Raw genomic sequence first — 19,155 nt, forward strand, 5'->3', positions numbered from 1 at the left:
GTCGTTGGAGGCTGCATTGTATTTCGAATTTCACGGCCGCCGGGTTGCGGTGACCATGCCGGCGCGTTCCATGCTTGAAGCCGAGGTCCGGGCCCGGTTCAAGGCCTCGCAGGGGTTTGCCTTGGCCACGGTAAATCTGGACCACCTGGTCAAGATGGCGGAGTCTCCGGGCTTTCTGGCGGCCTATCAGGCGCAGGACCTGGTTGTTGCAGACGGGCGTCCGGTTGTCTGGCTGTCGCGGCTTGCCCGCCGCCCGGTGGAATTGATGCCCGGCTCGGACATGGTGCTGCCGCTGTGCCGCCTGGCGGCAGAGGCCGGGGTTCCGGTGGCCCTCGTGGGCAGCACGGATGCGGCGCTGCAGGACGCCGAGGCCGCTTTGCTGGCACAGGTGCCGGGACTGGACATTGCCTGGGTCCATGCGCCATCAGGCGGGTTTGACCCGGACGGGCCAGAAGCGGATCAGATCCTGCACCGCCTGGAAGGGACCGGCGTTGCATTGTGCTTCCTGGCGCTGGGCGCGCCAAAGCAGGAACGGTTTGCCCAACGCGGCCGCCGGATGTCGCCGCGCACGGGGTTTGCCTCGATCGGAGCTGGGCTGGATTTTCTTGGCGGCCATCAGAAGCGGGCGCCCGCCTGGGTGCGGGCGGTGGCGATGGAGTGGCTGTGGCGGGCGTTGTCCAGCCCGGCGCGGCTGCTGCCGCGCTATGCCAAATGCCTGATGATCCTGCCTGGCCAGATGCTCAGGGCTTGGCGCATCCGGGCGCGGTGACGGGCGGCAATGCCCAGCCTTTTGGCGAGGCTATGCCGCGTACTCAGGGAAGATTAAGGGCCAGATGAGGACTGGATCCATTATTCTTCTGGCCGTAAATATCCTGGGGTGAATTGGCCGCGAGGCGAAGAGGGGCAAAGCCCCAGCCGGCGCTACTTATACTCGAGAATGCCGCGAGCCCTGCCATGCCAGCGGCGCCAGTAGAACTCCACAGCGCCGGCAGCTTCGGCGAATTTTCCGATGACGGCAAACAGCGCCTGCGTGTTTCCCATGCGACGAGCCAGGCGCAGAAACTGCGCCGGGTAGATCAGTATAGCAATCATCAAGAACGGGTTCATCAGACCAGCCAGGATGATACCCGCCGGCAGTGCCGCCCCCCAGAACAGCGCGCGGCGGGTTTCGGCGGCCCAATGGCGTTCCGGTCCCGCCCCATGCAAGGCGGCGCCCTCGGCGAATGCATGGCCGGCCCGGCGGCTGCGCCGCCACCACTGGCCAAAGTGCTGCATCTGCGCGTCATGCAGGGTCATCTCCGCATCGATCCGCCAGATCCGCCACCCGTCCCGCCGCAGCCGCAGGCACAGTTCCGGCTCTTCCCCGGCGATCAGGCTGCCGCGGTATCCGCCCGCCGCACGGACCGCCGCAACCCGCATCAGCGCGTCGCCGCCGCAGGCCTTGGCTTCGCCCAGGGGGGTGTCCCATTCCGCATCGCACAGCCGATTGTAGACCGAGGCATCGGGGAACCGCTCCCGCCGCCGCCCGCAAACCACGGCCGCCTGGGGATGCGCCTGCAGGAACGCTGCTGCAGTGGTGATCCAATCCGTGTCCACCTCGCAATCGCCGTCCACGAACTGCACGCAGCCGGCTCTCTCACCCAAAACTGCCAGCCCGGCATTGCGCGCACGCGCCGCCGTGAACGGCTGGGACAGGTCCAGATCAACCACTTCGGCGCCCAGTGCCCGGGCTGCAGCTGCCGAGCCGTCGCTGGAGCCGCTGTCCACATAGATCAGCGGCTGCGCCTGGCCTTGCAAGGAGCGCAGGCAGCGGATCAGGCGCTCGCCCTCATTGCGGCCTATGACCACCGCAGCGACGGAGGGCGCAGTCATGCGCTGCCGCCCGCCAGAAAGGCGCTGTAGTCAGCCGTCCGGCGCAGGAACCCGCGCTGCTGGAGGGTTTCGATACCGGCGTCTTGCAGGGCTGCATCCGACCACAGGCTCAGGTCAGGCCGGGCCTGAAGAGCACCGTAACGCAGCCTGTCTTCGCCATGTTCGGACCGGGCCTCGGCCTGGGTTTGCATATCGCGCGCCAGGCTATCGCCGGCAAATTTGTAATGGCGGATCAGCCCGTCCATATCCGCCAGCCGCACACCGGCGGAGAGATGCGGATGCACTGCCGCTTGCACACCCGGCCCGTTGAAGATCAGCGGGTGCTTGCTTAGACAGCAATTCTCGCCAAAAACCTTACCGCGCACGCCGCCGTACAGCATCTTTGCACCGCCCGGCGGCAGGCGGTTCTGGCGCAGATAATAGGCCAGCCCCGTGTCCTTAGACCCGTAGTCCACCGCCCGCACCGCACTGATGTCGGCATAGCGGAAGGCGTCCACAGCCTCAGCGTAGCTGAGACCGCAGGCTGCCGCCAGCGGGCCTTTGGGGAACATTTCCAGCATTTGCGCCTGCAAGGCGGTATAGTTTTGCGATGCCATGTAGCGGGTCAAACCGGCCAGCCCCGCGGTGCTGCTGCCTTCGAAATCAAACAGCTCGTCCATATCGGCAAACAGGCACCAGCGGTCCCGGCCATAGCGGTTGGCGGCATATGCGCGGAAGGTGTTCTCGTATTCCAGCCAGGGCATGGCCGAGCGCAGCACCGCCGTGTCCGGTTCCTGCCGGATGCGGTTCAGCGTGCCATCGGTTGAGCCATTGTCGAAGAACACAAAAGCCGAGACGCCCAGCCGCCGGTAGTGCTCAAAGAACACATCAAGGTAAAAGGCGCCGTTGCGCACCAGGGCGATCAGCACCACCTGATCCGCTGCGGCAAAGCGGCGGGCGGGCCCATGCAGATGGCGCAGCGACGCGCGGAACCTTGCGGCATGTGCCATGCGCCCGCTGCGGGCTGCCAGCCTTTGACCGAATGATCTTTGCACAATGCGTTCCATGTTGCGGTTGCCTGGAATTTTCCTGTCAAAGTGCAGACTTCCGCCGATGGCTGCAAGCACTGCGGGTGCGCTCAATTGCAATTGCGGCGGGATTGCTGCAGTCTTGATTGTACGAAATTGATCAGAAAAGGACCGCGGCAGATGGCGGCTGAGCTGACCGTTTTGGCTGGCGATGTTGGTGGCAGCCGGACCCGGCTGGCTTTGGCGGCCCCTGGCATCGGGGTCACAGCATTGCAGAGCTTCGCCAATAGCAGTTTCGCCAGTTTGGAAGATGTGCTGAAGGCCTATTGCGCGCAGCCGGGGTTTCCGCCCCTGCAGGGGGCTTGCCTGGCGGTGGCAGGTCCGGTCCGGGAGGGGCAGTTTCACCTCAGCAACAGCAATTGGCAGGGCGATGCAGGCAGCATAGCCGTCGCATTGCAACTGCCAGCAAGTGCCAAGGCCAATGTAATCAACGATCTTGCAGCCCAGTGCCATGCCTTGCCTGCGCTGATCCCGGGACAGCTGTCCTGTCTGCACCCGGGGCGGCATAGCGGCGGCCAGGCACTGGTTGCCGGCATCGGTACCGGGTTCAATGTCTCAGCCGCGCTGAACGGCGAGGTGCTGGCAGCCGAACTTGGCCGCGCCAGCCTGCCGCAAACCGTGCATCGCCGCCTGCAGGGGGTGCTGGGCCATGAGCCAGAGAATGCGGCCAGCACCGAAATGCTGTTCTCGGGTGCTGGTCTGGTGCGGTTTCATCAAGCCCTGACCGGCTCGGCAGCCAGCAGTGCCGAGGGGGTTGTGGCCGCCTGTCTGGCAAGCCCGGACTCGCCCGAGGCACAGACGGTCTGCGAATGGGCGCATTTACTGGGTCTGATGGCGCGCGAGCTGACAGCGGCCTACCTGCCGGCGCAGGGTCTGTTCTTTGCCGGAAGCGTCGCGCGCGGTGTGCTGAACTCCCCCGCGCGGCCGCATTTCCTGGAGAGCTATACGGCGCCGGGCGGCCAGCTGGGGGCTGTCTGTGCCGGTACGCCGTTGTGGCTGATCACGGATGATGCTGCGGGTGTCGGCGGGGCTGCGCGGGTGGCGCTGGCCGCCGCCGGGGCAGACGTGTGAAACACGCCGCCGGGCCATCCGTCAGTAGTCGCGTTTGAAGAACAGGCCAAATCCGGTTTCGCCCTCGCTGTCCACCGTGCCTTGCACCGTCAGGCTGTCCGTCATGTCGAGGTTAATGCTCAGCTCGCTGTCGCCGCGGGTGTTGACGTTGAAATCGGTATAGACGTTTTCCGCCACATAGCCGCCGAGGCCCAGCTGCCCGGACCCCAGATTGTCGGCGCCGATATCGACGTCATCCGCACCGGTAGCATTGCGCAGCTTGTTTTGCGCACTGCCGCCGCGACCGCTGAGGGTCAGCGCTGACCCCGCCAGACGCGCCAGCGCCAGCGGCGAGATGTCCTGGATATTGTCGCCGAACAGCAGCAGCGCCAGGGCTTCCTCGCTGGGGCGGGGCGGGTCCGAGGTGACCTTGATCTCGGGCGCGTCGACCCGGCCCGAGATTTCCAGCGTTGCGGTGCCTTGATCCGTGGCCGCCGAGGATTTGAACTCCAGATAGGGTTTCAGATCCCCCAGCAGGGTGATCCGGCCTTCATCCAGCTCCAGCCGCCGCCCCAGAATATCAAAGGTGCCGCGGATCAGGCTGATCTGGCCGGAGGGCGACAGCCGTGCGGTGGTGCCGCGCAGGCGGATCTCGCCGCCCAATTCCGAGCGCAACCCGCGGCCGCGGGCAAAGATCCTGGAGGGCGCGCTGATCAGAATGTCCAGCTCGGTTCTGCCGGAGCCGCCGCCGCCGCCGCTGCTGCCGGTCAGCCCGGCGCGGGCCAGGGTCTGGCGCACATCGCGCGGTGCCCCCCTATTGCGAATTGGCGGGATCGGCGCCGCTGAGACCGAACCGCCGGCGGTGTTCAGGTTGATATTGGTCTCGCCCACATCGATCCGCCCCTCGATCCGGTTGTTGCCCGCCATCGCACCTGACATCGCCAGGCTGCCGTTCAGCAGGGTTTCGTAAGACAGGTGGTCGGTCACCACCACATCGCCGATGGCAATCTGCAGGTTGCCGTTGAACGGGGGCAGCAGCCCGACCGGCCCGCTGATCCGCACCGTGCCGCCGTCACGCGGGCGGGCCGAGACCTGCAGCTGCGCGCTGGAGCGGGCGATGGAAACAGTGGCGTTGATATCGTCCACCCGCTGTGCTGCCGCCGGAATGGCCAGCGAGGCGCCGGGCACCGAGATGGTGCCGCTCACGCCGTCCAATGCCGGAGTGCCTTTCAGCGCAAGGTCAAAGTTTGCTGGACCCTGCAACAGGTTGGGAGAGATGAACGGGTTAAGCCCCTCCAGCCGCAGCGTGCCCTTGGCGGTCACATCTGCGGTGCCCTTGGCCTCGCTCCAGCTGCCGGCAACGCGGCTGTCGATGCCTGCGGGGCCGCTGGCGGTGCTGTCGATGGTCCAGGTGCCGTCCCGCCGCGCCGCGGTGCCCTTGGCAGCGAGGCGGCCGGGCAGGTCAGGGACCAGCCGCTGCAGCTGGCCGATCGCCGCATCAAAGCGCAGATCTGTGCTGCCGTTGTTTTCCATAAAGCGGCCCTCGATATCCGCGGTGATGGCGGCAGGACCTGCAGCCTGACCCGCAATCTGCCATTCCCCGTTGCGGCGCGCGGCGGTGCCTTGGGCGGTCAGCTTGCCCGCCAGCTGCGGCACAAACCGCTCCAGCTCGTTCAGGGCGGCGGCAAAGGTGAAATCGGCATCGCCTTCCAGCGTGACGGAGCCATCCAGTTTGGCGCTGGAGGTATGCGGCCCTTTCAGCTCTGCCACCCCATCCAGGGTATCGCCATTGCGGATGAGGGTGGTGGCCAGCTCCAGCGCGCCGGGCGTTTGCGGCAGCAGCACCTCCAGCCGGTTCAGCCTGGCGGTGATCTCCATCCGCCCGGCATCGCTGTTGAGCGTGCCTGCGGCGCTGGCCAGCAGCGCGCTGCCCGCCAGCTCAAAGCGGTCGATTGCGATGCCGTTCTCATCCCGCGCCGCCTTCAGCGCCAGCGTGGTTGTGCCCTTCAGCAGCTCATCAGCCTGGGCAATGCCTGCCGACAGGTCCTGCGCCCGCATCGACAGATCGGTGTTAAACGCCCCCGAAAGAGGCGTGAAGGAACCTTTGACCTTGGCCTGCACCGCGCCGCCCAGCGGGCGCCCGGCCAGATCGGAAAACCGGGCCAGATCAGCCAGGCCCGCAGTCAGGTCGGCACTGACTTTCAGGCCGTCTTCCAACCCGTCAAAACCCACATCCCCCGCGGCCTGATAGTCGCTGCCCCGCAGTTCCATATCCGTGATCTGCAGCGCGCCGGGGCCTTCGGTGCTGAGCGTGCCTTCAAAGCGGATTTCATTGCCGGTGGCCTTGGCCAGTGCCGGATCACGCGGCTGTAAACCGCTGAGGCCGGCAGTCAGCCGTCCCTTCAGTGCAAAGCCGGTGCTTTGGTCCAGCGTGCCCTGTCCGGAAATCTCGGCCCGGCCCACCAGGGCGCCGGGGTGGCTTAGCTGGTCCAGCACCCCGTCCAGGGTCCAGTTGCCCCCGGCGGTCTTTTTCAGTTGCAGGTCTGCCGCCGCCAGCGTCGTCAGCCCGCCGCCAAAGGGCAGGGTGACAGCTGCCTGGCCGGCAGGCGCGGTGATGGCGGTTTTCAGATTTGCAGTGTCCAGCTTGCCGCGCGCATCCAGCGCCGCGGCGCCGGTGACCTGCAGCGCATTGGTGCGCAAGGCCAGCGTGTCCAGCGCCACCGCGCCGCTGCCTGCGCGCGTGCCCTTTACATTGAGCCGCAGACCAGGGCCAAAGAACGGCCGGTGCACCGGCGGCAGCAGTACGTCGATATTGCCGCCCAGGTCGGCAGAGAAGCCGATATCGCGCGGCGCTTCGGGTGCGGCGTCGGCGGGCAGAGGCACAGCCGCCAGCACCACCTGGCCTGTCAGCCGCTCTGCGCCATTGGTGCTGAACCGGATATCGGCGGTGAAATCACTGACCGGGCCGCTGCCTTGGGCAGTCAATTGCAACTCGGGGCTGCCCGGCAGATCCAGGCTGCGCGAAATCAGACCGCCCGGGCTTTCCTCCACTGCCAGATCCAGGGTGATTTGCCGGGTTTCATTGGCATACCCTGCCTCCAGCCGGAAATGATCGCCGGGTTTGTCCAGCCGGGTTGCCGCCAGCTTGGTATCCAGCGTCCCGTCCGCCAGCATCAGCGAGCCTTCGACCGACAGGCTGGCCGCCGAACCGGCCAGGTCCTCGCCCAGTTCGATCCGGGCTGCCTTGATCTGGCCCAGCTGAATTGCTACCGGCAGCTCCGGCAGCGCAAAGGGCGTGGCCTCTGGCTCCGGCAATTCCGGATCCGGCGGCAGCGGTTTGGGCGCGCGCGCCACTTCGATGCGCTCCGCCGACAGCTCATTGACAGAAAACCGCCCGCTTAACAGCGCCAGCCGGTTCCAGTCCAGTTCGGCGCCCTCAACGGTCAGCCAGATACCGTCTTCATCCGCCACAGTGATCCGCTTGATCTTGGCCTGCGAGGAAAACGCGCCCTCAAGACCTGTCACGCTGATATAGCGGCTGTCGCCGGACAGGGTGTCCTCCAGGAAATCGACCAGCAGCCCGCCGGCATCCTCCGTCGTGGTGTCCTGCGCCGCTGCCGGTGCAACCGTCAGCCCAAGGGCCAGGGCAAGGCCAAGAAACTGTCTCAAAACGCTTGTCCGATCCCGATATAGAATTGCAGCCCGTCCTCGGACCCGCCGTCCACCGGATAGGCGAGGTCAAGCCGGATCGGGCCGATGCCCGCAACATCATAACGCAGGCCAAAGCCAGCCCCGGCGTGGCGCGCGGATGAGCCGGAAACAAAACTGTCTGCATCGACAAATCCAAGGTCGTAAAACCCGACCAGCGAGATCTTGTCGGTGACTTTGCCCCGCACCTCGCCCGAGAGGGCCAGAAAACCGCGCCCGCCGGCGGTGCCGCCATTGGCAGGCACGCCCAGCGACTGGAATTCATGCCCGCGCACCGATCCGGCGCCGCCGGAAAAGAACAGCAGGGTGGGGGCGGTCCCGCTCAAGGACGGTCCGATCACCGATCCCATCTGCAGCCGCCCGGCCAGCACGATCCGGTCATCGGCGCCCAGCCCGTAATAGGCGCGCCCGTCAGCTTTGATTTGCAGACCAGAGTCGTTGCCGTCAATGCCGATGAAGGGGGTTGCGCCGCCCTGCAGGAAATAGCCGCTGGCCGGGTTCACCCGGCTGTCGCGGCCATCGTACTCCGCCCGGATCCGGCCTGCCAGGTATTTGAAACGCCGCTTGCCGAATACATCCTCTGCCAGGATGGAGGTCACGCCCAAGGCGGCCTCGGCATAGAAATGGTCCGAAAACGTCCGCCGCACACCGATGGCGCCCAGCAGCTGGGTGGCGCTGTAGTGTTCCTCGTCCAGCCGTTCGGCCTCGGCCAGATAGAAGATACTGTCATCCGGCCCCAGTGCTGCAGGCCGGTCCAGACGCACCGCAATGCGTCCGTCAATGTCATTGCTGCTGCCGATACCGCTGAGCCGTGCCTCGATCCGCAGCTTTTCCGCGGCACCGAACAGGTTCCTGTGCATCCAGCTGCCCGACAGTTCAATTCCGTCGGAGGAGCTGATCTCGGCCCCGAAAGTCAAACGGCGCGGCGGCAGATCCTCGACCCGAGCCACAAAATCCAAGGTGCCGTCCGCGTTCGGCTGCTCGGCCTCGCGCAGGACCAGGGTGGAAAACGTGCCGGTGCGGCGCAGCCGGGTCGCGGATTTGGAGACCAGATCGGGGTGGAACGCGTCGCCTTCCGGGAAACCTGCGATCCGGCGTATGGCGTCCTCGCGGACGTTGGTGTCGCCGGTGATCCGCAACTGCCCGAACCGCAGCTGCGGCCCCGGCGCCAGCCGGAGTTCTGCATCCAGCCGGGCTTGCACATGGTTGGCGGTGATCTTCTGGTCCGCCACCGTTGCCTTGGCGTGGCCGCTGCGGCGCCAGGCCCGCACGCCGGCAATTGCCGCGTCGCGGATCGCGCCGGTGCTGGCGGGCTGGCCAGGGGCAAAGCCCGCAGGGATCTCCACGTCACTGGATTGCGGCAGCGGCGCCAGCTCTGCCGTGCCAAAGCTGAACCGCGGGCCGGGCTGCACGGTGATTTCCACCTTGCTGACGTTCTTTGGCGGGTTCAGCGGCTGGATCCGCGCCGCCTCGCGCCCGTCCAGGCGGATATTCACCACCGGCGAAAAATGGCCCGCATCATACAGCACCTGCACCAGAGTGCGGTAATCCGACAAAGCTGCCGCCAGCAGCTCCTGCACATTGGTTTCGCCGCTGGCGGCCACCGAAGACGAGGCGCCGCGCAGCCGCCCGGCCAGGGCTTCATCCGCTCCGGGCGCCTGCAACGTGGCCTCGGCGCCAAAGGCGGCAGGCGGCAGAAAGGTCAGTAGGCTGAAGGCAATGGTGCTCGCCAATAGTCGCGGGCGGAAAGGAAAATTCATGTCTGCTCCCGGCGGCGGGCGGAAAATCGGCCTCTAAGCCCGGCAGGGCCGCAGGCGGCTGGGTCAAAGCCTAACACGGGAAATTTGCAGGATGGAACCTGTAAAGCAGCAGCTTTCCGCCGGGATTCGGTCTCCACCGGCCGGCAGCGGATTGCCGCGCATGGCGGCGGCTGGCAGGCGGCGGCACTGGAGGAAGAGTGCAAAGCCGCGGGCACAATCCTGCCGGTTTGGCGTGTGCGCGGTAAAATTGGCTGCAAAGGTGGTTGGAAACCGAAAAAGAAACTGTACTATTCAGTTCAGCTCCGGCAGTTGAAGCTGCCGGAGCTGGCACTGGTTAACAAAGCTACTTCGAGTAAACGTCAGACGCAGCCACCACTCACATGCAGCCTAGTCTGACGGGAATGATATCACGCGGAATTTTACTGTCCAGATAATTGTCGGATTGATAATTTTCGCGTGGTGTCATCTAATGCTGGCAGATTAAATGCTGCTGAAGCAGCAGCTTGTGTTCCCCGGAGGTACAATTGTGGATCGGTTAAAGTCAATTTTTGAACTTCGGGATATGCTCCATAAGATGGAACGCGACCTTGGCCTGGACCGGTTGAACAGGGCCGAACGGGATGTGCTGCTGGCCGCGCATGCGCTGACCAGCGTGCCAGGCGCCCCGGTTCAGTCCGAGCAAATCCGCAGCCACCGGCTGGTGACGGAAATTGCCCAGGCGACTTTTCACCGGACACTGAAGTCGCTGCTGGCCTTAGGATTGCTGGAGCGGGCGGGCGGCAGCAAGGCCAAGCATTACGTGGTTTGCTTTGATCCCGCCGCAAGGTGATCGCAGCCTGTCAGGCGTCGAACATCCGATTGCAGCTTCTCTGCACGCTGTCTAAACGGGCGGCATGATACGAGTATTGCAGTTCCTGCCCGGGTTTCAGAGTTTTGCGGTGATCGCCGCGGCTTATGTCATTTGCCATGGTCTGACGGCCTGGGCCGTCACGCCGGTGCAGAATCTGTTCCTGCCGGAGATCACCGTCTTTGCCAGCCTGATCTACCTGCCGCACGGGGTGCGGGTGCTGAGCGTCTGGCTGTTCGGCTGGAGAGCGGTTCTGCCTCTTGCCAGTGGTGCGTTTCTGTCTGAGCTGATGTTCACGTCATCCAATGTTCAGCAGCTAATGGAGCCGGTGCTGCTGGAATCCATCGCTGTCGGCGCCTTTGCCGCATTTGCGGGTTTTAAAATCGCATGGCTATTCGGCTGGGATCTTTCTGCCGGCCAAGCGCGCCGGATTGCCTGGACCGGGTTGCTGGCCGTGGGGGCGCTGGCCTCTGTCATCAATTCGCTGGGGCAATCGGTGGTGTTTTCCGGTCTGATCTTTCCCAGTGATCAGCTGCCGGTCATGGCTGTTTATGCAGCTGGCGATCTGATCGGTCTTGCGGTCTGCATGGTTGCGCTGATGCTGATTTTCCGCTGGATCCGGCTGTCTGGAGCAGGGCGGAAACCGCAGGAATAGCCAAGCCCGCCAGCGGCGGGCTTGCAAACCGGTCTTCGGACAAGGGCGGATCTTATCCCGCCATCAGCCTGGCTACATCCAGCATCCGGGCCGAAAAGCCCCATTCATTGTCATACCAGCCGAACACCCGCGCCTGATGCTCGCCGGCCATGCGGGTTTCGGGCCCGGCAATCACCAGCGATTCAGGCCGCGCCCGCAGGTCCGAGGAGACCAGCGGCATATCGGTCCAGCCCAGCACTTTGGATGCTGCCACGCCTTCGCGCAGGGCGGCAGTGAACGCGTCTTCGCTCATCGGGGTTTTCAGCTGCGCCACCAGGTCCACGGCGGAAACGCTGGCCGTCGGCACCCGCACCGCGGCACCGCTGACCCGGCCTTTCAGATGCGGCAGCACCTCGTCGATCAGATGCATCGCCGAGGTCGTTGTTGGGACCATTGATTGCGCGCCGCCGCGCGAACGGGCAAAATCACCGCGCGGCGCATCCACCATCGGCTGCGAGTTGGTGTAGCAGTGGATCGTGGTCATATGTGCCGTATCGATGCCGGCGATCTGGTCCAGCAGCTTGACCAGCGGAGTGAGCCCATTGGTGGTGCAGGAGGCGTTGGAGACGATGCGCGCATCGCCCAGCTGCTCTTCGTTGGCGCCCAGCACCACGGTCAGCTCGGCGGCGGGGGAGGGGCCGGAGATCAGCACCTTGGACGCACCTGCCTTGATGCCGCGCTCGGCCACATCAGACGTCCGCGCAATGCCGGTGCATTCCAGCACCAGATCAACGCCTGACAGGTCCACCGATGTCAGATCCGGCGCATGGCTGACGGGGATCGAGCGCCCCATCACCTGCAGCGCTCCGCTGCCATGCTCCACCGGATGGGCAAAGGGGCCGAAGGTGCTGTCGTACTGGAACAGATAGGCGCACATGTCCAAGGGTGCGATATCGTTGATCCGCACCACGTCGATGCCGTCTCCGCGCGGGGTCGTCAGAATCTGGCGCAGGATGGCGCGGCCAATGCGGCCGAATCCGTTGATTGCAAGTCTCATGCGCAATCTATGGCAGGCGCGCCGGGGCCGCTCAATCCATGGCCTCCCGGAAAATGATCACATTTCCCAAGAGGATGTTTCAGAAATACGCCGCAAAACTGCAGGGCCGTCAGCCATGCCCCTATTTGCGGCAGATCACATGGGCGTAATAGGTGCTGTTGATGCTGCGCACCATCGTGTCCATGTTGACGCTGCAACCGGTGGCGGTGCGCAGGGCCTGCACTGCCTGGCGTGCAGTCAGCACCGCAGGCGGGCGGAACGGCAAATGCTCCAGATTCATCCGCGTGGCGCTGTAGCGGCCCGGTGTGTCCGCGACCGGGAAAACCGCCCAATCGCGGCCCAGAACGGTGACCATGGTGCCTTCGGCGTCCGTGGCCGATGCAGCCGGGGCAAGCGCGGCGCACAGGGCCGCTGCCAAAACAGTCTGTTTGATCATCAAAATGCTCCTGCGGAAATATCTTGCTTCAGCCTAGCAAGGGCGGCGTGCAATGCAAAGCAGGCTTTCCCGCAAGGCGGGGTTACAGGTGGTCCACGGCCTCGGCCTGGCGCAGCTCTGCGGCGCAGAGCTGCAACCCGCGCAAAAGACGCTCGGCGTCCGCCTCCGGCTGCAGCCCGCGCGGTGCTGAACAGCCCGCAACTATCGGCGTCTGGCCGGGCCGCGAGACGGGCACGGCGTAACCGGTGATCCCGGCCTCGAATTCGCCGCTGGTGAGGCAATAGCCCTGCGTGCGGGCCTCACCCACGCAGTCCAGAATGCGGCCGGGGTCGGTGAGCGAGGCCTCGGTGTGGCGCGGGATTTCGGTTGCGGCCAGCACCGCAGCCGCCGCGGCCTCCGGCAGTCCGGCCAGCAGCATCCGCCCCAGGCTGGTATGGGCCAGCGGAATATGGGAACCAGCAGTGAATCCATAAGTTATATGGCCATGCTCGACGGTGGATTGCGCCAGCAGCAGCACCCGGCCCTGATCCAGCATTGCCAGCGTCACCTCGATCTCCATTTGCCGGGCGTGGCGGTTCAGAACCGGCTGCACCCGGCGCCCGAACTGATTGGCCTGCAGGAAACCGCCCGCCAGCGCCAGCACCCGCGGGGTCAATGACAGCATCCGCCCGTCCTGGCGCAGATAGCCTGCCTGCACCAGCGTCAGCGCGCCGCGCCGGGCAGTGGCCCGGTCCTGGCCGGTGCGCCGGGCGATCTCGGCCAGGGTCATGCTGGGGGAGGCCGCGTCAAACACCGCCAGAACTGCCAGCCCTTTGGCAAAGCTCGACGAAATATTCCTGTCCTGTTCAACTGCTGTCATCTGAAACCGCTGTCCTGATCTTGAATGGCACCGCCCGGGGCAGTGGCTTTGTGCGAATATTCGACACAATGTTCGCCCTGCGAATGCTGTCAAGGCGCAAAACCCCCGCAATATCCGGATTGCGCACCGGGTTGCGTCAAAATCTGCCGTGGACTGGACGCCGGGGTATTTCCGGTGCAATTTCAAGCAGCTCGCTACCCAGGAGGCCGCCCATGGCACAAGACTTCACATCCGGCAAACTGGCCCGCCTGGGGCTGCTGTCGTCCGAAGATTGCCGCAAGGCAGCCGAGATCACCTCCCGCGCGCAGTTCGACGGGATAGAAACCGTGCGGGTGCTGTTCCCCGACCAGCACGGGATCCTGCGCGGCAAGACAATGATGGCCGAGGCCTTTGCCAGCGTCTTTGACCGCGGACTCAACATGCCGGCGACCTTGCTGCTGAAAGACACGTCCCACCGCAATGCCTTTCCGGTCTGGGACGGCGGCACCGGCCTGTCCGGCCCGATGCAGGGCGCCGGCGACGTGCTGCTGGTGCCGCGCCCCGAGACCTTTCGCGCGTTGCCCTGGTCCGGCCATTCCGCCTGGATCTTCTGCACGCCGGTCTATCCGGATGGCAGCCCGGTCCCGTTTGCGTCCTGCGGCGTGCTGCAGCGGGCAGTCGATGCGCTGGAGGTGCAAGGGATGGCAGCCATCTTTGGCTTGGAGGTGGAATTCCACATTTTCGAGCTGGCGGACAAGGCATTGGCCCATGAACAGGCCACTTGCCCCGGCGCGCCGGTTCAAACCCGCAACCTGACGCAAGGGTATCAGTACCTGAGCGAAACCCGCTATGGCGAAGCGGAGGGGGTGCTGGACCTGTTGCGCCGCAACGCCCAGAAACTGGGGCTGGTGGTGCGCTCGGTGGAAATTGAAATGGGGCCCAGCCAGGTTGAATTCACCTTTGCACCGGATGGCGCCATGGCCCAGGCCGACGCGATGGTGATGTTCCGCACCATGGTCAAGGAGGTCTGCGCCCGCAACGGGCTGCACGCCAGCTTCATGGCCAAACCGCGGCTGGCGGGTGCCATGGCCAACGGCTGGCACGTGCATCAGTCGCTGCTGGATCCGGCCTCGGGGCGCAATCTGTTCATGCCGGAAACCGCCGGGCTGCTGTCTCCGCCTGCCAGTGCCTGGATAGCGGGGCAGCTGAAATACGCCCCTGAGACCTCACTGCTGATCGCGCCGACGGTGAACAGCTACAAACGCTATCTGCCGTTCCAGCTGGCCCCGAACCGCATCGGCTGGGGCGAAGACAACCGCGGCGCCATGCTGCGGGCGCTGATGCAGCCGGGCGATACCGCCAGCCGGATCGAGAACCGCGCGCCGGACAGCACTGCCAATCCTTATTACGCGCTGGCCGCCCAGATCATCGCAGGCATGGCCGGCATCAAAGAAGGGCTGGAGGCGCCCAAGCCCACAGTGTCGCCCTACAGCGAAGACGCGGAGCGCCTGCCGCGTTCGCTGGGCCAGGCACTGGAGGGGTTCGGCGGCTCGCAGATGTGCCGTGCAGCGCTGGGGGAAGAGGCCGTCAGCTATTTCCTGCAGCTCAAGCAGTTCGAATGGGAACGTTACCTGGACACAGTCAGCGAATGGGAGCAGGCGGAGTATTTCAATCTGTTCTGACCGAACAGGACGTTCGAGGCCTGTGCCCATAAAAATGCAAGACCCCCATAATTTGCCATCTTGATCGGAGACCGGCACCGTTGTTAGCGTATACCCGCGCATGCAGGGCCCGGCAGGACCGGCTTTCTTCTTCCCGCGGTATCCGTTACGGCGGCACAACCCGCACTAAGTACCAACCCGCACTGAAAACCCAAGCCTCTTCCAAGGGAATAAACGATGATGAAATACACCGAAGAACACGAGTGGCTGCTGCCCGAAGACGATCTGATCACCGTTGGCATCACCGCCCATGCCGCCGAACAGCTGGGCGAAGTCGTCTTTGTGGAGCTGCCGGAAGTGGGCACCGAGGTCTCCAAGGATGAAGAAATCGTGGTGATTGAATCGGTCAAAGCCGCCTCCGACATCCTGTCGCCGCTGGACGGTGAAGTGGTCGAGGTGAACGAGGCGCTGACCGATGATCCCGGCAAGGTGAACGAAGACCCCGAGGGCGGCGCCTGGTTTTTCAAGCTGAAGCCCTCGGACTTGTCACCGATGGACGACTACATGGATGAAGCCGGCTACAAGAAGTTTATCGGCTGATCCCCTGCGGCCCCGTTTGGGGCCGCTTTGGAATCCCGGTGCGGGTTCCCGGAAGGGAGCAAAGCGCAGCCTCAAACAAACAAGGATGGAACGTTGCTGCCTGTGATAGGGGCGCGTACCTGGCGGTTTTGCGTCTGTTCAGGGCCTTTTTCGACTTTGCTGGAGGGGCAGGCTATCCACGCCCAATCAGCAGGTGCCTGCTAGGAGGCCTCTTCACGAACTCGTCTTCAATCCAGCGAAGAACGCGCCTTTGCCCGCCAAAGGCAACCATTTCTGCCGCTTCATCAAAACTCACCCAGCAGTAATCACTGTGTTCGTGGTTCAAGGTTACTCTCGCGGTGTTTTCGATGAAGCCGGCAAAGACCGGAGCGAGCGTTATGCTATCCCTGTCCGCTTCATAGAATTGCTCGCAGGTATCAGCTGAATACAAGGCAGTAGGCTTCAGGCCAGTCTCTTCTTCAAGCTCGCGCAAAGCGGCCTGCCAAGCGGTTTCCCCCTCTTCAATGCTTCCTGCTACCTGGCACCACTCGCCGGCCAGCGTCTGGGTGCGTTTGAGCAGAAGCACCTCATGCCGGACATTGGTTTTCCTGATGGCGACAAGGGAGACAAGGAACGCGCGTATTGGAATTTCCGGCATGATCAATCTCCTTCCAAGTACAGTACCGTTTCGGATTTCAGGTGATCACGGACAAAGTTGCCAAGGCCGGGTTTGCCCCGCTCAGCTGACTTTGCGGGGATGCGCCTAAGTCTGAACACCGGGAGTTTGCTCCGCTGGACTTAGCGGAGCGGATACTTCTTCAGCGCCACCGTCTGAAAAGACTGTGCAGGGTGCCAGGATCAGTACCCGCGCTGCCGGTCCACTTCGTGCAGCAGCTCTTCGCCGGCTTCCAGCCGCCGGTAGTTCTCCACCACATCCCGCAGCGCATCACCCAGATGCCAGCCTGACACATGCGGGGTGACCGTGACCTGCGGATGCGTCCACAGCAGGCTATCTGCGGGCAACGGTTCTTTGCTGACCACATCCAGCACCGCATGGCCCGGCGTGCCCTTGTCTAGCGCTTCCAGCAAGGCAGCTTCATCGACCAGATCGCCGCGGCCTGCGTTGATCAGCGTCGCGCCCGGTTTCATTGCGGCCAGCATTCCCGCATCCATCAGCCCGCGGGTGGCCGGGGTGGACGGCAGGATCGCGCAGACATAGTCGCATATCCCCAGCATCTGCGGCAGCGCCTCTGCGCCATGGCGGCAGTCCACACCGTCGATCTCCTTGGGGGAACGGCTCCAGCCCAACACCCGGAACCGCATGTCGCGCATCAGCCGCGCGGTCATGCCGCCGATATGGCCAAGCCCCAGCACGCCTACGGTGGTTTCCGCCGGGCGCCCCGGCGCCCGCGGCTCCCAGGCGCTGCGGGATTGTGATGCTGCGTGCGTGGCCATGTTGCGCTGGCCGCGCAGCACATAAGCCAGGCAGTAATCTGCAATCTCATAGGCCGGCTCTTGCGGCTTCAGGCGGGTCACACGCACTTGCGGAGCGACGCTGGGGTGCGCCACGATGCTGTCCACACCGGCGCCCAGTTTCTGCACCAGCTGCAGGTTCGGCAGCTGCGCGGCCAGATCGCCCTTCAGTGCAGAGACCGCCAGCATGGTGATGTCTTCCAGATTGCCGGGGTCGGAAACGGGCCGGATGTCGGCCCCGGGGGCAACCGAGCGAAGCTCATCTGCCAGCTGTTCCTCGGTGTACCAGCCGTCGTGGCCGATGCTGATCAGCAATGCCATGCGCGTTCTCCCTGTCCGCGACCCATTTGCCGGACTAAGCCACGGTTCAGGACCAAGGGAAAGCGGTATTTGCCGCAGGTATTCCGGCAGCGCCGCGGCGCGTCAGTCCAGCCGCCGCACCAGAATCTGGTTGCCGTCGCCGCGTTTGGTCTCAAACAGTTTCAGCGAGGCAATCAGGTCGCTCAGCTTGCGTTTGCCATAGCTGCGGGTGTCAAAATCCGGCGCGGCTGCGGTAATGTACTGGCCGATCTGGCCCAGCGTGAACCATTCGTCATCCTGGTCGATCGCATCCATCGCCCGGACCACCAGCTTGGTCGGATCCGCCAGTTCCGCCGGAGCATTTCCGTTGCCAGCGCCGTCTTCTTTCTTAGGCTTCGGCTTCGGTTTGCCCGGCTCTTCCAGCAGGTTTTCCACATAGATGAACCGTTTGCAGGCCTGAACAAAGGCCGCCGGTGTCTTGCGCATGCCCATGCCGAAGACATCCACGCCTTGTTCGCGGATGCGGCTGGCCAGCCGGGTGAAATCGCTGTCCGATGAAATCAGCACAAAGCCGTCGAACCGGCCCGAGTGCAAAATATCCATCGCGTCGATCACCAGCGCGATGTCCGAGGCATTCTTGCCGGTGGTGTTGGCAAATTGCTGATGCGGCACAATCGCCAGGGCTGCCAGCTTCTCCTTGTTCCACCCCTGCGGGCTGCCGCCGGCAAAATCGCCATAGATGCGGCGAATGCTGGCCTCGCCAAAGGAGGCGATCTCCTCGAACATTGCCTCGGCGAACTTGGCCGAGATGTTGTCGGCGTCGATCAGGACGGCCAGAAGCGGCGGTTTGGTTGGGTTTGCCATTGCGGATGTCTGCCTGTGTGTTTTGCGGGCGGACCGCCAGCGATTGAGCTGCCGAAAGGCCCTGATGGGTGGGTTGCGCCGATTATGCGGTGTGCCCGCGGTTATGCAAGCGGGCTGCGGCTGCTGCTTTCAGCGGGTTCAGTCAATGCCCGGGGCGCGCAGGAGTTGCCCGTCCCCGGCGGCGGTTCAGGCAAAAGGGTCTTCCGGGTATCCCACCCGCGCCAGATAGAGCCCGTGACCTGGGCAAACCGGACCGCAGGCGGCGCGGTCACAGGCCTCCAGCGCGGCCTTCACATCCGCAGTCTCCCAGGCCCCTGCGCCGACCCGTTCGAGTGTGCCGACAAAGCTGCGGACCTGATTGTGCAGGAAGCTGCGGGCGCGGACGTGGAAATGGATCTCCGGCCCCGAGAACCCCTGTACGGGTTCCACCGTCAGCTCATCCAGCGTCTTTACCGGGCTTGCCGCCTGGCAGATTGACGACCGGAAGGTGGTGAAATCATGGTTGCCGATCAGATGGCTGGCGGCTTCCTGCATGGCGCCTGCGTCCAGATCATGGCTCAGCTGCCAGACCTGGCCCGCCTCATGGGTGGCCGGCGCACGGCGGATCAGGATGCGGAACAGATATTGCCGTTCAACGGCCGAGAACCGCGCGTGCCAGTCGCCGTCCACCCGGGCGCAGTCCACAATCGCCACCGGGTCTGGCTTCAGATGGTAATTCAGCGCCTCCGACAGGCGGAACGGATCCCAGTCCTTGGCCAAGTCGCAATGGGCCACCTGTCCCAGCCCATGCACGCCGGTGTCGGTGCGCCCGGCGGCAGCAATCGTATGCTCCCCCGGCTCCAGCCGCGCCAGCGCAGCCTCGATCGCGCCCTGCACCGAGGGCTGGTCCTTCTGCCTTTGCCAGCCGGCAAAAGGCTTCCCGTGATATTCGACTTTCAAAGCAAAACGCGGCATGGACGGGCACCTAGCAACAGGGCCGGGCCGGGGCAAGCCCCGTGTGCGCTCTGGT

The 19,155-nt window shown here is 64.5% G+C and carries 17 protein-coding genes; 6 read left to right on the forward strand and 11 right to left on the reverse strand.

Features of this window, described 5'->3' with window-relative positions; translation table 11 throughout:
- Positions 1–16: 16 nt before the first annotated feature.
- Positions 17–769: a WecB/TagA/CpsF family glycosyltransferase gene (locus K3557_RS02940; RefSeq protein ID WP_259999531.1), complete on the forward strand. Its 753-nt coding sequence runs from the start codon at positions 17–19 to the stop codon at positions 767–769.
- A gap of 152 nt (positions 770–921) precedes the next feature.
- Here the strand turns inward: K3557_RS02940 and K3557_RS02945 are convergent, their stop codons facing one another.
- Positions 922–1,872, reverse strand: coding sequence for a glycosyltransferase family 2 protein (locus K3557_RS02945; protein WP_259997563.1), 951 nt, complete (start codon positions 1,870–1,872; stop codon positions 922–924).
- On the reverse strand, positions 1,869–2,861 hold the full coding sequence (locus tag K3557_RS02950) for a glycosyltransferase family 2 protein (RefSeq protein ID WP_259997564.1): 993 nt from the start codon (positions 2,859–2,861) through the stop codon (positions 1,869–1,871). Before K3557_RS02950 ends, K3557_RS02945 begins: the two co-directional genes overlap by 4 nt.
- A 198-nt stretch (positions 2,862–3,059) precedes the next feature.
- Between K3557_RS02950 and K3557_RS02955 the strand changes: the two genes are divergently transcribed.
- Positions 3,060–4,010, forward strand: coding sequence for a glucokinase (locus K3557_RS02955; protein ID WP_259997565.1), 951 nt, complete (start codon positions 3,060–3,062; stop codon positions 4,008–4,010).
- Between the two features lie 21 nt (positions 4,011–4,031).
- Here the strand turns inward: K3557_RS02955 and K3557_RS02960 are convergent, their stop codons facing one another.
- Both K3557_RS02960 and K3557_RS02965 read right to left on the reverse strand, forming a co-directional pair.
- A complete protein-coding gene (locus K3557_RS02960; protein WP_259997566.1) occupies positions 4,032–7,658 on the reverse strand; it encodes a translocation/assembly module TamB domain-containing protein in 3,627 nt (1,208 codons plus the stop codon).
- On the reverse strand, positions 7,655–9,457 hold the full coding sequence (locus K3557_RS02965) for an autotransporter assembly complex family protein (RefSeq protein WP_259997567.1): 1,803 nt from the start codon (positions 9,455–9,457) through the stop codon (positions 7,655–7,657). Before K3557_RS02965 ends, K3557_RS02960 begins: the two co-directional genes overlap by 4 nt.
- 574 nt (positions 9,458–10,031) lie before the next feature.
- Here K3557_RS02965 and K3557_RS02970 point away from each other — a divergent pair.
- Positions 10,032–10,286, forward strand: a complete 255-nt coding sequence (locus K3557_RS02970) for a hypothetical protein (protein ID WP_259997568.1) — start codon at positions 10,032–10,034, stop codon at positions 10,284–10,286.
- Between the two features lie 64 nt (positions 10,287–10,350).
- Positions 10,351–10,959, forward strand: coding sequence for a hypothetical protein (locus tag K3557_RS02975; RefSeq protein ID WP_259997569.1), 609 nt, complete (start codon positions 10,351–10,353; stop codon positions 10,957–10,959).
- 52 nt (positions 10,960–11,011) lie between these two features.
- On the opposite strand, the gene K3557_RS02980 is transcribed toward K3557_RS02975, so the two are convergent.
- The 3 genes from K3557_RS02980 to K3557_RS02990 all read right to left on the reverse strand — a co-directional run bounded on the left by K3557_RS02980 (position 11,012) and on the right by K3557_RS02990 (position 13,290).
- The gene (locus K3557_RS02980; protein ID WP_259997570.1) at positions 11,012–11,995 is read right to left on the reverse strand and encodes a type I glyceraldehyde-3-phosphate dehydrogenase; all 984 of its coding nucleotides are present in this window, start codon (positions 11,993–11,995) and stop codon (positions 11,012–11,014) included.
- Between the two features lie 121 nt (positions 11,996–12,116).
- Positions 12,117–12,431: a hypothetical protein gene (locus K3557_RS02985; protein WP_259997572.1), complete on the reverse strand. Its 315-nt coding sequence runs from the start codon at positions 12,429–12,431 to the stop codon at positions 12,117–12,119.
- 82 nt (positions 12,432–12,513) lie between these two features.
- Entirely contained in the window at positions 12,514–13,290 is a 777-nt protein-coding gene (locus K3557_RS02990; protein WP_259986731.1) for an IclR family transcriptional regulator C-terminal domain-containing protein, read from the reverse strand.
- A 212-nt stretch (positions 13,291–13,502) separates the two neighbouring features.
- On the opposite strand from K3557_RS02990, the gene K3557_RS02995 reads away from it, so the two are divergent.
- Entirely contained in the window at positions 13,503–14,951 is a 1,449-nt protein-coding gene (locus tag K3557_RS02995) for a glutamine synthetase family protein (RefSeq protein WP_259997574.1), read from the forward strand.
- A 219-nt stretch (positions 14,952–15,170) separates the two neighbouring features.
- Entirely contained in the window at positions 15,171–15,530 is a 360-nt protein-coding gene (gene gcvH, locus K3557_RS03000) for a glycine cleavage system protein GcvH (protein ID WP_134831259.1), read from the forward strand.
- 172 nt (positions 15,531–15,702) lie between these two features.
- On the opposite strand, the gene K3557_RS03005 is transcribed toward gcvH, so the two are convergent.
- From K3557_RS03005 to truA, 4 genes are all read right to left on the reverse strand, one after another.
- Complete coding sequence (locus K3557_RS03005; RefSeq protein WP_259986729.1) at positions 15,703–16,167, reverse strand: NUDIX pyrophosphatase; 465 nt, start codon at positions 16,165–16,167, stop codon at positions 15,703–15,705.
- A 200-nt stretch (positions 16,168–16,367) separates the two neighbouring features.
- Positions 16,368–17,303, reverse strand: coding sequence for a glyoxylate/hydroxypyruvate reductase A (locus tag K3557_RS03010; protein WP_259997575.1), 936 nt, complete (start codon positions 17,301–17,303; stop codon positions 16,368–16,370).
- A 102-nt stretch (positions 17,304–17,405) separates the two neighbouring features.
- Positions 17,406–18,146: an NYN domain-containing protein gene (locus tag K3557_RS03015; RefSeq protein WP_259986727.1), complete on the reverse strand. Its 741-nt coding sequence runs from the start codon at positions 18,144–18,146 to the stop codon at positions 17,406–17,408.
- Positions 18,147–18,332: 186 nt separating this feature from the next.
- Positions 18,333–19,100 carry a tRNA pseudouridine(38-40) synthase TruA gene (truA, locus tag K3557_RS03020; protein WP_259997577.1) on the reverse strand — a complete coding sequence of 256 codons (768 nt, stop codon included), beginning with the start codon at positions 19,098–19,100 and terminating at the stop codon, positions 18,333–18,335.
- Positions 19,101–19,155: the final 55 nt, after the last annotated feature.

Source organism: Leisingera sp. M523, assembly GCF_025141335.1.
GTDB lineage: Bacteria > Pseudomonadota > Alphaproteobacteria > Rhodobacterales > Rhodobacteraceae > Leisingera.

What these genes read in the sequence shown, in the direction of transcription:
- K3557_RS03015 (WP_259986727.1), bottom strand. Translation starts at nt 18,146, where the DNA reads ATGGCAAACCCAACCAAACCGCCGCTTCTGGCCGTCCTGATCGACGCC.
- gcvH (WP_134831259.1), top strand. Translation starts at nt 15,171, where the DNA reads ATGAAATACACCGAAGAACACGAGTGGCTGCTGCCCGAAGACGATCTG.
- K3557_RS02965 (WP_259997567.1), bottom strand. Translation starts at nt 9,457, where the DNA reads ATGAATTTTCCTTTCCGCCCGCGACTATTGGCGAGCACCATTGCCTTC.
- K3557_RS02945 (WP_259997563.1), bottom strand. Translation starts at nt 1,872, where the DNA reads ATGACTGCGCCCTCCGTCGCTGCGGTGGTCATAGGCCGCAATGAGGGC.
- K3557_RS02950 (WP_259997564.1), bottom strand. Translation starts at nt 2,861, where the DNA reads ATGGCACATGCCGCAAGGTTCCGCGCGTCGCTGCGCCATCTGCATGGG.
- K3557_RS02985 (WP_259997572.1), bottom strand. Translation starts at nt 12,431, where the DNA reads ATGATCAAACAGACTGTTTTGGCAGCGGCCCTGTGCGCCGCGCTTGCC.
- K3557_RS03010 (WP_259997575.1), bottom strand. Translation starts at nt 17,303, where the DNA reads ATGGCATTGCTGATCAGCATCGGCCACGACGGCTGGTACACCGAGGAA.
- K3557_RS02955 (WP_259997565.1), top strand. Translation starts at nt 3,060, where the DNA reads ATGGCGGCTGAGCTGACCGTTTTGGCTGGCGATGTTGGTGGCAGCCGG.
- K3557_RS02995 (WP_259997574.1), top strand. Translation starts at nt 13,503, where the DNA reads ATGGCACAAGACTTCACATCCGGCAAACTGGCCCGCCTGGGGCTGCTG.
- K3557_RS03005 (WP_259986729.1), bottom strand. Translation starts at nt 16,167, where the DNA reads ATGCCGGAAATTCCAATACGCGCGTTCCTTGTCTCCCTTGTCGCCATC.
- K3557_RS02990 (WP_259986731.1), bottom strand. Translation starts at nt 13,290, where the DNA reads ATGACAGCAGTTGAACAGGACAGGAATATTTCGTCGAGCTTTGCCAAA.
- K3557_RS02970 (WP_259997568.1), top strand. Translation starts at nt 10,032, where the DNA reads ATGGAACGCGACCTTGGCCTGGACCGGTTGAACAGGGCCGAACGGGAT.
- truA (WP_259997577.1), bottom strand. Translation starts at nt 19,100, where the DNA reads ATGCCGCGTTTTGCTTTGAAAGTCGAATATCACGGGAAGCCTTTTGCC.
- K3557_RS02975 (WP_259997569.1), top strand. Translation starts at nt 10,351, where the DNA reads ATGATACGAGTATTGCAGTTCCTGCCCGGGTTTCAGAGTTTTGCGGTG.
- K3557_RS02980 (WP_259997570.1), bottom strand. Translation starts at nt 11,995, where the DNA reads ATGAGACTTGCAATCAACGGATTCGGCCGCATTGGCCGCGCCATCCTG.